The sequence below is a fragment of the Bacillus sp. D48C genome, assembly GCF_053345735.1.
Genome location: NZ_JBKFAQ010000001.1, coordinates 467,961 through 481,122, shown reverse-complemented (window position 1 = coordinate 481,122; position 13,162 = coordinate 467,961). Strand labels below are relative to the sequence as shown.

Genomic DNA, 13,162 nt, shown 5'->3' with positions numbered 1-13,162 from the left:
AAAACACCTCGTCTATTATAGTTTAGACGAGGTACTATTTTATTTATACAATCCCCAAAACAAAAACAGATATTATATAAGGTTATTATTGTTTCTTTGGCTTCTCTAAAAATTTCATAAGAAGCGATCTAAATTCAGTTTCATTCACTCCAGTGTTTTTAGCAACTTCAATTACAGTGGTTGTTACATTAGCCGCTATTTTTAAATAATCCTTACTAAGATTATCCATTTCATTTCTTTTTTCTTTTGCATTCTCAACTGTTACAGAATCAATACAAGTAATCATCTTATCTACAATATGTAAATAATTATTTTGTGCATCTATTATTTTTTGAATATCATCTTTATTACTTACTTTCGATTGTTTTAAATATGTATACGCTTGATTCACTTCATCTTTTAAAATTTTATCATTATTCTTCGCCTGTTCTTGTAACATATTCTTCATATCATCTATTGTTTTTTGATCCATCGAATCTCGCAATAAATAATCTGGATTTCCAATTGCGTAATCATACTTAATCGTTACATCTTGAAATATTTTCATAACAATAGCTAATTGATACGCTACATCAAAATCATTAAATTCCTTTTTATCTTTTGGATTTTCTAAGGCTTTTGAACTCTCAGTTGCTTTAATATCCTTTTTTTCTTCTTGCTTTACTTTTTCTCCCTTTGATGATGTAGTTTCTTCATTCGTTCCGCATGCAGCAAGTCCTAATATGGATATACTACACACCAATCCTGTAAAGATTTTATGTTTCATAATTAGCCCCTTTTCCCTTTTAAAACCTATATTCTCCAATTATGATATCAAAGCTTAAAGTGTTTTTTTGACATTTTTTGTCGAATTACTCTAAGGTTTACACAATTTTTTTCATTCTACAAAAAAAAAAGATTCTCCCGATAGGAGAATCTTTTTTTTATTTTACAGAGACAATCTCTACTTGCATTTCTCCGCCTGGTGTTTGGATTGTTACTTTCTCACCAATTTGCTTACCTAATAAGCTTTTTGCGATTGGAGAATCGTTAGAAATTCTTCCTTCAAATGGGTCAGCTTCCGCGCTACCTACGATTGTGTACGCTTCTTCATCTCCGTTTGGTAATTCTTTAAATGTTACTGTTTTACCTAATGTAACAACAGTAGATACTTCGCCATTATCTTTAATGATAACTGCGTTACGAATCATATTTTCTAATTGTGTAATACGTCCTTCTACGAACGCTTGCTCATCTTTTGCTGCATCGTACTCAGAGTTCTCAGAAAGGTCCCCGAAGCTACGTGCGATTTTAATACGTTCTACTACTTCTTTACGTCTTACTGTTTTTAATTGCTCAAGTTCGTTCTCTAGTTTTTGCTTACCCTCTTGTGTCATAGGGTATGTTTTTTCTGTTGACATATTTTCCACTCCTTTTATATACCAATCCCCCGAAAAAAAGAGGAGTTCCATATGAAAACTCCTCCGCTTCCATTGTTAGCGGAGGTTTCTAGTACCCTTGCACTAGCGGAGTTGTCACATACAACCCCGTATTTCCAATTCTTCTTTATATAAAGAAGATATGTATGGAAAGTTGATATAAATATGCCCTCACCTATATATAGATGAGGTTGCATGTTTCATTGTATTCGATGGGAAGGGAAAAAATCCCTTCCTACCGTATATCTTTTACTATGCTATTACAAATTTACTTTTTGTTCAAGAATTGTTGCAATTTTTGTCACCATAATATCAATTGCAACATGGTTTTGTCCACCTTCAGGGATAATAATATCCGCAAATTTCTTAGAAGGCTCAATAAATTGATTGTGCATTGGACGTACAACAGTTACGTACTGATCAATAACTGAATCCATCGTACGACCGCGCTCTTTAATATCACGCTGCATGCGGCGCAGAATACGAAGGTCAGCATCCGTATCAACGAATAATTTAATGTCCATTAACTCGCAAAGACGTGGGTCTTCTAAAATAAGAATTCCTTCTAAAATAATTACATCTTTCGGCTCAACTGGAATAATTTCTTCTGAACGTGTATGCAATGTATAGTCATATACAGGCTTATCAATTTGCTCATATGCAAGCAACTGCTGCAAATGTTCAATTAACAGATCATTATCAAACGCAAGCGGATGATCATAATTTGTTTTTAAACGCTCTTCCATTGGTAAATGGCTTTGATCTTTGTAATAATAATCTTGCTCTAAGATTAAAATAGAATGACCTTTAAAATGGTCAAAAATCGCTTTCGTTACACTCGTTTTACCTGATCCCGAACCACCAGCAATTCCAATTACAACAGGCTTATTCGTCCCCATTCGACTATCACTCTTTCTTATTGAAGTATGCTTTTGCGCATCATATTATTCACATACACTCGTTGATCCACTTTGAATTTCACGATTTGCAACGGATGTCTCGCTGCATCTAATTCGTTTCCATCCTCATCCCAAATTTTCTCCACCGTTTGCGTAAAGTTTTCTATTTCTGGTCCAAAGAACTCCACTTCATGTCCTGGTTTGAAATGATTACGTTGCTCAATCGTTACGATGCCCGTTTCTTCATTATAATCTAACACTAAACCAGCAAAATCATACGTTGTTTTCTTACTATGATTTCCAAACATTTGCTCTTGATGTCCTGGAACCCCTTCAAAGAATGCAGGAGCTGTATCACGATTTGCACATTTATCAAGCTCATCTAACCATTCTTGTTTAAACTCAAAGTTATCTGGATCCGCACAATAAGCATCAATTACTTTACGATATACAGTTGCTACAGTCGCTACGTAATGGATTGATTTCATACGTCCTTCTACCTTTAAGCTATCGATTCCAATTTCAATCATTTTCGGAATTGATAAAATTAAATTTAGATCTTTTGGACTCATCGCAAAGTGAGCATCTTCTTCTTGGAATAGAGGAAGCTCTTTTGCATCTTTATGTTGTGATACTGTTTGAACTAAATCATAATCCCAGCGGCAAGATTGGCAACAACCGCCACGATTAGAGTCACGCGCTGTCATATGGTTACTTAATGTACATCTTCCTGAATATGCGATACACATTGCACCATGGACGAATGCTTCAATTTCAATATCCACTTTTTCTTTGATTTCTTTCATTTCTTCATAGCTTGCTTCACGAGCTAATACAAGACGATGTAAACCCTCTTCTTTCCAATACTGTGCTGCTTTCCAGTTGGATAGTGATTGCTGTGTGCTTAAATGCACCTCAACAGAAGGCGCTACACGTTTACAAGTCTCAATGATAAGCGGATCAGCAACGATAATCCCCGTTACGCCAGCTTTTTCAATCCCTTTTAAATATTCCTCTAGCCCGTCCATATTTTCATTATGTGCAAAGATATTTGTTGTTACGTATATTTTTGCTCCATACTTCTTTGCAAACTCAACGCCTTCTGCCATTTCTTCTAGCGTAAAATTACCTGCATTCGAACGAAGACCAAATTCTTGTCCACCTAAATATACAGCATCTGCCCCGTAATGGATAGCTACTTTTAATTTTTCTAAGTTACCCGCAGGGATTAACAGTTCAGGTTTCTTCACAATAACACGTTTGCCATCGATCACTCGTGAAATTTCTTGTACAGTCATTTCCTACACCCTCCTCGTTTAGTAAACCGTTTCTTTAAAGAAGAATCCTGTGTCTAACGGACGATTTACTGGTTGCATTTCTTCTATTTCTTTATATAGAGCATCTTTCAAGTCATAATATGCATCACGATCTTCCACACATAAATCAATCGCTTGACGATATTTCTTCGTTACTTCAATAATGTATTCAGAGCTTTTTAGTACACCATCGATTTTTAAGCTGTCAACTTCAGCTTCGATTAGTTCCTCTAATTCATCGATGAAACAAATATCGTTCGGACTCATAATATGAGTACCATTTTCATCTTCATAAATTGGATATTTATTGTTACGCTCTGGGTCATATAAGAACATATTCTCTTCATATTTTTTCTTTTCAATGTCAAGATTACGTCCTTGATACTCAAAGTAATTTCCTACTAATGAACGCTTCGATTGGAACATACAAGTCATACCGTGAATTTGTACTTCTAGTTCCACTTCAGCATTTTCTTTTAAATCAACAATTTCATCTAAGCTCAGCTCACGAGCTAATACAGCGCGCTTCGCTCCTCTTTGTCCCCAGTAATTACAAGTGAACCAGTTTGTTGCTGTCGTTTCTGTATTCCAGTGCAACTGCATATTTGGCGCTACTTCGCGAACAGCCATTAATACTGCTGGATCTCCGAAAACAATTGCATCTACATTTACTTCATTTAAAAATGAAACGTAATCTGTTAATTCTTCTACTTTATCGTTGTGGAACATAGCGTTCATGGCTACGTATACTTTCACACCATTTTCATGTGCAATCTTCACAGTTTGTTTTACATCTTCACGTGAAAACTCCCCTGCTAAACGTAAACCAAACTTTTGCTCACCGATCATTACCGCATCTGCTCCTGCTTTCGCAAGAAGTTCGATATCCGCCACCGCTCTTGGCGTTACTAACAATTCAGGTTTCTTCATACCTTGGTCACCCTCTCTTTTTACTAACAGCTACTCCATCACCAATTGGGAAAATCGTTGTATCGTATCCTTCATGGTTCATAAGCCACTCATTGTACGTCTTAATACGACGGATTAAACCACGTGTACGTCTGTTTTCAATTTTCTCTTTTGTCGTTACAAGACCATGGTACATAACATTATCTGAAATAATTACGCCACCAGGATTTAATAACGGTTCATATAAGTCAAAAAAGCGACGATACTGTCCTTTTGCTGCATCAATAAAAATAACGTCAAATGTCCCGTGTTCTTTTACTTGTTCACCTGTCTCTAACGCATCACCGTAAATAACTGAAATACGATCTGTTACTGGGGAACGTTCTATATATTCAAGTGCTTTTTCATATCGCTCACGATTGCGCTCAACTGTCACAATACGTGAATTTGAAATAGCTTGCATCATACGAATACTAGAATAACCGATTGCTGTTCCAAGTTCTAAAATGCTTTTCGGTCCAATTAAACGTAAAAATTGCAGCATAAATTCCATTCCAAGTCGATCCATAATCGGCACATGATTTTCTGTTGCATATTCTTCCATTTCAAGAATTAATTTATCTTTCGGATCAATAAATGATAATAGGTACTCGTTAACTGCATCCTCCATAAATGGTCCTCCTTATTTACATGGAGAAGTGCCTCTATGACGTCTTTTCCCACATAGAATGCAATAAAAATACAAGCCAGTTTTACCCTTAGCTTGTACGTCCCGTTTTGATATTAAAAACGATTCTTCTGCCAGTTTTTAACCCGATATATTTTACCACAAAAAAGAGGGATGTGCGACTTTTTTCGCTATCCCTCCCCATTTCACTGTTTTTTCGTAATGTATTTTTGCTTTAATGCATTATGCTCTTCTAATGTTTTCGCATAGTACACTTCACCACTTGGTGCAGCTAAGAAATAATAATAATCTGTTTGCGCAGGTTCTAACGCAGCTTCCACTGAATGTTTACCAGAGTTTGCGATCGGCCCTACCGGCAATCCTTTTACAACATACGTATTGTACGGTGAGTTGACCTTTAAATCTTCGTATAATACACGTTGTTTATGCTTTCCAAGTGCATATAATACCGTTGGATCCGTTTGAAGCGGCATACCTTTCTCTAAACGATTATAAAAGACACTAGAGATCTTTTGACGATCTGTAAAACCAGTTGCCTCTTCTTCAATAAGTGAAGATAATGTTAAAAGCTGATGAACATCCCAGTTCTTTGCTTTCATTTTTGCCTCATTTTGAACAATGATTGCATTTGTTTTCTCAAGCATCGGAATTACGATTTCTTCTAACGTCGTATCTTTCTTATAAAATGAATACGTCGCAGGATATAAATAACCTTCTAATGGGTATTTAATATTACTATCAAAGATTTTATCCGTTAATAACTTCGGATACTTTTGCTGCATTTTTTGAATAAATGCTTTATCGTTTAATTGACGCGTAACATCATCTTTATTCCACTTTAGTTCTGCCGCAATCGTTTCTGCAATTTCAGTTACTTGAGCTCCTTCTTTGATCGTCACTTTATAAAGAGCTGGACGATGCACGTTGCCAGATGACATTTGTTCGATAACATCTTTAGCATTCATCGAAGGATTTAATAAATATGTACCTGCTTGTAAACTTTTCGATTTAGCCTTTGTATAAAAACTAAAAACTGTACCGTTTTTCACAGCGCCTTTTTCTTCTAAAATTTCTCCAATTTTACTTGTAGATGATCCTTTCGGAATTTCTACTTCAATCTCTTTTTTATTCCCGCTATCAACTGGTCCTAATGCGGATGAAATATACGCATAGACTGAACCACAAACTAAAAGCAGTGCAATAATCGAAAATAAAAAGATGCGTCTACGCTTCTTTTTCACTTGATTCTCTATCAAAACTCTTCCTCCTTATTCAATTGTAGACCATATGTATATGTTTCTATACAGCATGATGGAAAGCCACAACAAATTCGCCTATCTTTTTTAGTATCCATTTTATTTTTCTACAATCCGTCTCATTATACTACAAAGGATTACACAGTTTCGACAAAAAATCTTTCATTTTACATATAAATACAAAAAAAAGATGGACTGTATGTCGTCCATCTTTTCAGTACTTATTATTCAGCTTCTTGCTCATCAGCAAGAGTGTTGAACATTTCTTGTACCATTTCCCACTCTTCTTCAGATTCGATTGGAAGTAAACTTCCGCCCTCTTCTTCATTTTGCTCATAAGCCATTGCATCATAAATTTGGTCTCCATCTTCGTCTACTTCACCGATTGGAGAGAAGACTACGTATGATTTTTTACCAAATTTTTCAGCATCAAAAGTGAAAATAATTTCACATAAATGTTCGTTACCTTTTTCGTCTACAATTGTAATTTGATTTTCTTCCATTTTGGTCACCTCTTATTTACTATCTAAAAATCCTTGTAAGATTACGACTGCAGCCATCTTATCGATTACTTGTTTTCGCTTCTTACGGCTTACATCCGCTGAAATGAGTAGACGTTCCGCTGCCATCGTCGACAAACGCTCGTCCCACATTACAACGTCTAATTGTAACAGCTCTCGTAGGTTTTCTGCAAATTGTTGGCACGCTTCACCACGTGGGCCAATTGTACCATTCATATTTTTAGGTAAACCTACTACTATTTTGTCCACATTGTACTGCTTTACTAACTCAGAAATACGATCAAAACCAAAGTGACCTCGTTCTTCGTTAATCTTAATTGTTTCTAATCCTTGTGCTGTCCAGCCCATTTCGTCGCTCATTGCAACTCCGACTGTTTTTGTACCTACATCTAAACCTAATATCCGCATAAACTACTCCTCACGATGATGTTTCAAGTAAGACTTCACAAGCTCTTCAATGATCTCATCACGTTCAAGCTTACGAACGATGCTTCGTGCATCTTTATGGCGAGGTATGTATGCTGGGTCTCCACTTAATAAATAACCGACGATTTGGTTAATCGGATTATAGCCTTTTTCTTGAAGTGCATCATACACAGTTAAAAGTACATCATTTACATGGACACTCTGTTTTTCATCTTGAATGCTAAACTTCATTGTTTTATCAAAACCGTCCATTTCAAGCACCTCACTTATATAGTAAGTATAGGGAGAAGAACTTCTCCTCTCCCTACCATTGTACACTACTATCTCTTTATTTTGAAACAGATTTAACGTACTCTTGTACAAATGCTAAAGCTTCTTCGACTTGAGCTGGGTTTTTACCACCTGCTTGTGCCATATCAGGACGGCCACCACCGCCACCGCCGCAACGAGAAGCTACTTCTTTCACAAGTTTACCAGCATGGTAACCTTGGCTAATTAAGTCTTTCGTTACACCTGCTAGGATGTTTACTTTATCGTCATTAACAGACGCTAATACAACAACTGCTGACTCTAATTTATTTTTTAGATCATCCATCATCGTACGTAAGTTGTTCATATCTGCAACATTTACTTTCGCTGCTAATACATTCACACCATCAACTGTCATTACAGAATCAGTTAAGTTTCCAGCTTCAATATTGCTTAATTTCGCAGCAAGAGATTCGTTTTCTTTTTGAAGTTGTTTCACTTCAGCAAATAGACCATCAACTCTTGTTAAAATATCTTTCGGATTTGTTTTCATTTTTCCTGCTGCTTCTTTTAATAAACCTACTTGATCGTTCATTAATTCGTATGCAGACTTACCAGTTACCGCCTCAATACGACGAGTTCCTGCACCGATACCAGACTCAGCAACGATTTTGAAAATACCGATAGAAGCTGTATTATCAACGTGACAACCACCGCAAAGCTCTAAGCTGTAATCGCCAACTTGTACAACGCGTACAACATCACCGTATTTTTCACCGAATAATGCCATTGCGCCCATTTCTTTTGCTTCTCCGATTGATTTTTGAGAAATCTCAACGTTAATACTTTCCCAAATTTTCTCGTTTACCATACGCTCAATTTTTTCTAATTCGTCAGCTTGCACTTGACCGAAGTGAGAGAAGTCAAAGCGTAGACGTTCAGAAGTTACAAGAGAACCTGCTTGATTAACATGCGTTCCAAGTACGTCTTTTAATGCTTGGTGTAGTAAGTGAGTTGCTGTATGATTTTTCACAACGCTACTACGGTTTTTCGTATCGATAACAGCTTTCACAGCTGCATCTTTCGTTAACGTGCCTTCTTCCACAGCTACTTTGTGTAAGTTTTGACCATTTGGTGCTTTTTGTACGTCTTTTACAAGAACTTTCACGCCGTCAGCAAGAAGGTAACCACGGTCAGCAATTTGTCCACCGCTCTCAGCGTAGAATGGTGTTACGTCAAGAATTAACTGTCCTTCTTCCCCTGCTTGTAAGCTATCTGTGTACTCACCGTTTTTCACAAGTGCAACAACGTTACTTTCCGTTGCAACTGTACCGTAACCAACGAACTCACTCGCTACTTTAACTTCTCCAAGTACACCGCCTTGAACTTGCATTGAGTCAACGTCTTGACGAGCAGCACGTGCACGCTCACGTTGTTTTTCCATTTCATTTTCGAAGCCTTCTTGGTCAACTGTCATACCAGCTTCTTCTGCATATTCTTCTGTTAATTCGATTGGGAAACCGTATGTGTCATATAGACGGAACGCATCTACTCCAGAAATAACAGTTGTTTTTTCTTCTTTTGCTTTTGCAATAACTTCAGCTAAAATTGCTTCACCATCATGAAGTGTTTCATGGAAACGCTCTTCTTCATTTTTCACAACTTTCGCAATGAAATCTTTCTTTTCAAGTACTTCTGGATAGAAGTCTTTCATTACTTCTCCAACAACCGGTACCAATTCAAACATGAATGGACGGTTAATGTTTAATTTCTTCGAATAACGAACAGCGCGGCGTAATAAGCGACGTAATACATAACCACGACCTTCGTTAGATGGAAGAGCACCGTCACCAACAGCGAATGTTACTGTACGGATATGGTCAGCAATTACTTTGAATGCCATATCTTTTTCTAAATCGCCATTACGATATTTCTCACCAGAAATTGATTCTGTTGCACCAATCATCGGCATGAATAGGTCTGTATCAAAGTTTGTAGGCACATCTTGAACGATAGATGTCATACGTTCTAGACCCATCCCTGTATCAATGTTTTTCTTAGGAAGTGGTGTATATGAACCGTCTGGATTATGGTTAAATTGAGAGAATACAAGGTTCCATACTTCTAAGTAACGCTCGTTTTCTCCGCCTGGATATAATTCTGGGTCACTAAAGTCATTACCGTAAGCTTCCCCGCGGTCATAGAAAATCTCTGTATTCGGTCCACTTGGTCCTTCACCAATATCCCAGAAGTTTTCTTCTAAGCGGATAATACGCTCTTTTGGAACGCCCATTTTTTCATTCCAAATTGTGAATGCTTCTTCATCTTCTGGATGGATTGTAACTGATAGTAATTCTTTATCGAATCCGATCCATTTGTCGCTCGTTAAGAATTCCCAAGCCCATGTAATTGCTTCTTCTTTGAAGTAATCACCGATTGAGAAGTTTCCTAACATTTCAAAGAATGTATGGTGACGAGCTGTTTTCCCTACGTTTTCAATATCGTTTGTACGAATTGATTTTTGAGCATTTGTAATACGTGGATTTTGTGGGATTACACGTCCATCAAAATATTTTTTTAATGTAGCTACACCACTATTAATCCATAGAAGAGATGGATCTTCATGTGGAACTAGTGATGCACTAGGTTCTACTGCATGTCCTTTTTCTTGGAAAAAGTCTAAAAACATTTGACGAATTTGTGCGCCTGTTAGTTGTTTCATTGTATTTTCCTCCTTAAATATAAAAAACTCCCGTCCCTATAAAAGGGACGAGAGTTAACTCGCGATACCACCCTAATTATGAATTGATTACAATAACAATCAATTCATCACCTCATGGTGCCGTAACGTGGCAAGACGGCAGTGATTAGCTGCTCTCAGGATTAGCTTTCTGTTACCCTTCATTTAAAGCTTCTTTCAGCCATATGGAAGCTTCTCTCTATAAATGGACTGTAACGTACTTGTTCCGTCATTGATTTAATGTATTATATGACTAAATATAATAGAATTCTCTTAAGTTTGTCAATGTAGATAATCATTTATATTGTATTAATTGCTTATTTATCATAGGTATTCTACTATTCATTCTTAACAGCCTTTTCATATATTATGCGTTTATTAACAAATCGGAATCTCCTTACAAGAATAATTTATAAAAAATTATAAATATTACCTTTTTTGCTATAATTAAATTATTGTTAATAAAATAAAGGAGCGATCACAATGACAACCTTACTTAGCAAAGCTAAAAACATATTAGCGACTAACGAAACAATATTACTTTACGCAGCATGTTCATTAGACATATTTATTTATCGTTCCGTCGCGAGACCAGGCCTATTGATTTTAACGAACAAAAGGCTATTCTTTTATGGACCAGATGTAAGTAACAATCCAATATTTGAAGAGTACTCTTTCGCAAAAATTTCTAATCTAAAAGAACAAAAGCGTCTTTTCAACAATCAAATTGTATTTATGTATGATAACGAATGGAAAAAAATAAAACATATTCAAACAAATGATGTGAGCTCCCTCGCTCAAAAGATACACGAGCAGATTTCTAAATAAATATACGATTAGCCCTCTATTTCTTACATAGAGGGCTTCTATACTTACACATCTTCTTTTTTCAAGAGAGGCTTCACATGAACAATGACGGTGCGAATAACTGCTAAGATGGGAACCGATATTAGTAACCCTACAATACCAGCTACTTCCCCTCCAACTAGTAATGCAAGCATAATAATAACGGGATGCATACGAAGTGACTTACCAACAATGTAAGGCGATAAAATGTTACTTTCCACAAATTGCAAAATAGCAATCGTAATACCCGCCTTAATAAGTAGGCTCGTTGATACTGTTGCTGCAATCATTAACGTCGGGATCGCTCCTAAAATAGGGCCGAAGTACGGGATTATATCCGTTACCCCAATAATAATACCAAGCAATAATGGATATTTCATACCGATAAACCAAAAAGAAAGAGCTGATACTCCCCCTAATACCAAACAAACAAATAACTGTCCTCGAATATAACTTCCAAGTGACTTATCAATTTCTTTCGCAAGCATTTGCCCCGTACCTCGCCATTTACTTGGGACTAGTTTCCAAAAGATATGATAAAACTCACCATAATCTTTTAATATGTAAAATACAATGAACGGTATTAAGAAAATAATGAGCAATGAATCGAGTACACCACGAGCTGTACTCATCACTTTATTTAAAAGCGCTTGAATCTTCGTTTCCACACCCACAAAAAGTTGTTTCACCTTTTCATGAATGAACGAAGGGAAATTCGCTGTTTGTTCTGTAACGCCATCCATCCACGAATCGTACATCTTTGTAAACTGCGGAAATTGTTCATTAATCTCTTGTAACTGTTTAATAACGACTGGCGTTCCTTTATAAATCCCATAACCAATTCCGCCAAAGAAAAGGATATAAATAAGCAAAATGGCAAGTGTACGGGGCATCCCTTCCTTATGGATTTTTTCAATTAAAGGATGCAATAAATACGCAATAAAACAAGCGATAAAAAATGGCGTGATTGCTACTTTAAATACAAAAATAATCGGTGCCCATAGTGGCTTAATTTTTAAAAAGACGAGCAAACAAAGAAAAACAAGTAATAATAATCCTAAACGATATATCCAAATGATTTTAAGATTCTTCACATGAAAAACCTCCTCCACCTTTATTTTGAAAATAAATGGGGTAGGTTATGTGCGAAACTTTTAAAATCTTTTCATACGGACCATACTGTTTTTTAAAGACGTACATATAAATAACATAACAAGGACAACCACCCCTGAGAATACAGCATGAATTAATATAATCAGGAGGGCTAATTATGGTTTTGTTTATGCTTGGATTATCAGCACTTTTTATGATTCTTGAATGGATTTGTATCGGGTTTGGTATTTGGAAGGGGTTCTTTATTCGTTCCTCACGTAAAGAAAAAGCGAAGCAATTATGGCAGTATGGAATACTCGGCGTTGGCTGCTACGGTCTATCTTATCTTTTCTCAGAAATCGGACTTTTTTATTTGCATATGAGCGCATAAAAAAACTCCCTCGTCAATAAGGGAGTTTTTCACTTTATCGAAATGATTATAAGTAAGACTTAATCATCTTACGTGCTTTTTTCATATTGCGTTTTGAAAATACATCTTGCTTACGAGCATATTGATATGCTGCAGCTCCAACACCTAATGCGATTAATGAATTGCGTAGATTCAAAGTAAATCCCCCTTTTCGTTATCCGATCGTTCTTTCATTCTCATCAAATAAATCATCAAGAGAGCTTAATGAACCATCTTCCTCAACTTGATGCGTATGGATTTTCCCCTTTGAAACCGATAATTCGATATAACAATTCCAGCAATAAAATTGGTTGACACCTATTTTTCCAATGTCTTTCCCTTTGCAATTTGGACAAATGAACATATGGCTTTCATCTCCTTACAGACTCCCAG

At 36.3% G+C, this 13,162-nt stretch carries 16 protein-coding genes and 1 other annotated feature; of the genes, 2 read left to right on the top strand and 14 right to left on the bottom strand.

The features are described from left to right. Positions 1-85: 85 nt before the first annotated feature. The 11 genes from ACLBXA_RS02565 to alaS form a co-directional block, all read right to left on the bottom strand. The gene (locus ACLBXA_RS02565) at positions 86-766 is read right to left on the bottom strand and encodes a hypothetical protein (protein ID WP_000680875.1); all 681 of its coding nucleotides are present in this window, start codon (positions 764-766) and stop codon (positions 86-88) included. A gap of 157 nt (positions 767-923) precedes the next feature. Further along, complete coding sequence (gene greA, locus ACLBXA_RS02560; protein ID WP_014894880.1) at positions 924-1,400, bottom strand: transcription elongation factor GreA; 477 nt, start codon at positions 1,398-1,400, stop codon at positions 924-926. Positions 1,401-1,678: 278 nt separating this feature from the next. Continuing rightward, a complete protein-coding gene (gene udk / locus ACLBXA_RS02555) occupies positions 1,679-2,317 on the bottom strand; it encodes a uridine kinase (RefSeq protein WP_000537080.1) in 639 nt (212 codons plus the stop codon). A 17-nt stretch (positions 2,318-2,334) separates the two neighbouring features. Beyond that, complete coding sequence (locus ACLBXA_RS02550; RefSeq protein ID WP_000217970.1) at positions 2,335-3,615, bottom strand: peptidase U32 family protein; 1,281 nt, start codon at positions 3,613-3,615, stop codon at positions 2,335-2,337. An 18-nt stretch (positions 3,616-3,633) separates the two neighbouring features. Then, positions 3,634-4,563 (bottom strand): peptidase U32 family protein, encoded by a 930-nt coding sequence (locus ACLBXA_RS02545; protein ID WP_000742792.1) that lies wholly within the window; start codon positions 4,561-4,563, stop codon positions 3,634-3,636. A gap of 7 nt (positions 4,564-4,570) precedes the next feature. After that, positions 4,571-5,212, bottom strand: coding sequence for an O-methyltransferase (locus tag ACLBXA_RS02540; protein ID WP_000389103.1), 642 nt, complete (start codon positions 5,210-5,212; stop codon positions 4,571-4,573). Positions 5,213-5,415: 203 nt separating this feature from the next. After that, complete coding sequence (gene mltG, locus ACLBXA_RS02535; protein ID WP_000572141.1) at positions 5,416-6,486, bottom strand: endolytic transglycosylase MltG; 1,071 nt, start codon at positions 6,484-6,486, stop codon at positions 5,416-5,418. A gap of 224 nt (positions 6,487-6,710) precedes the next feature. Further along, positions 6,711-6,989 (bottom strand): DUF1292 domain-containing protein, encoded by a 279-nt coding sequence (locus ACLBXA_RS02530; protein ID WP_000392246.1) that lies wholly within the window; start codon positions 6,987-6,989, stop codon positions 6,711-6,713. Positions 6,990-7,001: 12 nt separating this feature from the next. Next, positions 7,002-7,415, bottom strand: coding sequence for a Holliday junction resolvase RuvX (gene ruvX / locus ACLBXA_RS02525; protein ID WP_001221202.1), 414 nt, complete (start codon positions 7,413-7,415; stop codon positions 7,002-7,004). Positions 7,416-7,418: 3 nt separating this feature from the next. Beyond that, positions 7,419-7,685 carry an IreB family regulatory phosphoprotein gene (locus tag ACLBXA_RS02520; RefSeq protein WP_000348591.1) on the bottom strand — a complete coding sequence of 89 codons (267 nt, stop codon included), beginning with the start codon at positions 7,683-7,685 and terminating at the stop codon, positions 7,419-7,421. A gap of 76 nt (positions 7,686-7,761) precedes the next feature. Then, positions 7,762-10,404 carry an alanine--tRNA ligase gene (alaS, locus tag ACLBXA_RS02515; protein ID WP_000811809.1) on the bottom strand — a complete coding sequence of 881 codons (2,643 nt, stop codon included), beginning with the start codon at positions 10,402-10,404 and terminating at the stop codon, positions 7,762-7,764. Positions 10,405-10,444: 40 nt separating this feature from the next. Beyond that, positions 10,445-10,664 (bottom strand) — a binding site (T-box leader). Positions 10,665-10,905: 241 nt separating this feature from the next. On the opposite strand from alaS, the gene ACLBXA_RS02510 reads away from it, so the two are divergent. Next, positions 10,906-11,250 (top strand): PH domain-containing protein, encoded by a 345-nt coding sequence (locus ACLBXA_RS02510; RefSeq protein WP_242298054.1) that lies wholly within the window; start codon positions 10,906-10,908, stop codon positions 11,248-11,250. A 44-nt stretch (positions 11,251-11,294) separates the two neighbouring features. On the opposite strand, the gene ACLBXA_RS02505 is transcribed toward ACLBXA_RS02510, so the two are convergent. After that, positions 11,295-12,362: an AI-2E family transporter gene (locus ACLBXA_RS02505; RefSeq protein ID WP_017763612.1), complete on the bottom strand. Its 1,068-nt coding sequence runs from the start codon at positions 12,360-12,362 to the stop codon at positions 11,295-11,297. Positions 12,363-12,538: 176 nt separating this feature from the next. Here ACLBXA_RS02505 and ACLBXA_RS02500 point away from each other — a divergent pair, with 176 nt between their 5' ends. Beyond that, positions 12,539-12,751: a hypothetical protein gene (locus ACLBXA_RS02500; protein ID WP_000242539.1), complete on the top strand. Its 213-nt coding sequence runs from the start codon at positions 12,539-12,541 to the stop codon at positions 12,749-12,751. A 46-nt stretch (positions 12,752-12,797) separates the two neighbouring features. On the opposite strand, the gene ACLBXA_RS02495 is transcribed toward ACLBXA_RS02500, so the two are convergent. Both ACLBXA_RS02495 and ACLBXA_RS02490 read right to left on the bottom strand, forming a co-directional pair. Then, the gene (locus ACLBXA_RS02495) at positions 12,798-12,926 is read right to left on the bottom strand and encodes a YrzQ family protein (RefSeq protein ID WP_001053553.1); all 129 of its coding nucleotides are present in this window, start codon (positions 12,924-12,926) and stop codon (positions 12,798-12,800) included. Positions 12,927-12,944: 18 nt separating this feature from the next. Continuing rightward, on the bottom strand, positions 12,945-13,133 hold the full coding sequence (locus tag ACLBXA_RS02490; protein WP_000469281.1) for a hypothetical protein: 189 nt from the start codon (positions 13,131-13,133) through the stop codon (positions 12,945-12,947). Positions 13,134-13,162 lie beyond the last annotated feature (29 nt).

Excerpts from the sequence above, each read along its gene's own strand:
- ACLBXA_RS02530 (WP_000392246.1), bottom strand. The coding sequence starts at position 6,989 with ATGGAAGAAAATCAAATTACAATTGTAGACGAAAAAGGTAACGAACAT.
- greA (WP_014894880.1), bottom strand. The coding sequence starts at position 1,400 with ATGTCAACAGAAAAAACATACCCTATGACACAAGAGGGTAAGCAAAAA.
- ruvX (WP_001221202.1), bottom strand. The coding sequence starts at position 7,415 with ATGCGGATATTAGGTTTAGATGTAGGTACAAAAACAGTCGGAGTTGCA.
- ACLBXA_RS02520 (WP_000348591.1), bottom strand. The coding sequence starts at position 7,685 with ATGGACGGTTTTGATAAAACAATGAAGTTTAGCATTCAAGATGAAAAA.
- udk (WP_000537080.1), bottom strand. The coding sequence starts at position 2,317 with ATGGGGACGAATAAGCCTGTTGTAATTGGAATTGCTGGTGGTTCGGGA.
- ACLBXA_RS02540 (WP_000389103.1), bottom strand. The coding sequence starts at position 5,212 with ATGGAGGATGCAGTTAACGAGTACCTATTATCATTTATTGATCCGAAA.
- ACLBXA_RS02550 (WP_000217970.1), bottom strand. The coding sequence starts at position 3,615 with ATGACTGTACAAGAAATTTCACGAGTGATCGATGGCAAACGTGTTATT.
- ACLBXA_RS02500 (WP_000242539.1), top strand. The coding sequence starts at position 12,539 with ATGGTTTTGTTTATGCTTGGATTATCAGCACTTTTTATGATTCTTGAA.
- ACLBXA_RS02510 (WP_242298054.1), top strand. The coding sequence starts at position 10,906 with ATGACAACCTTACTTAGCAAAGCTAAAAACATATTAGCGACTAACGAA.
- ACLBXA_RS02545 (WP_000742792.1), bottom strand. The coding sequence starts at position 4,563 with ATGAAGAAACCTGAATTGTTAGTAACGCCAAGAGCGGTGGCGGATATC.
- alaS (WP_000811809.1), bottom strand. The coding sequence starts at position 10,404 with ATGAAACAACTAACAGGCGCACAAATTCGTCAAATGTTTTTAGACTTT.
- ACLBXA_RS02565 (WP_000680875.1), bottom strand. The coding sequence starts at position 766 with ATGAAACATAAAATCTTTACAGGATTGGTGTGTAGTATATCCATATTA.
- ACLBXA_RS02490 (WP_000469281.1), bottom strand. The coding sequence starts at position 13,133 with ATGTTCATTTGTCCAAATTGCAAAGGGAAAGACATTGGAAAAATAGGT.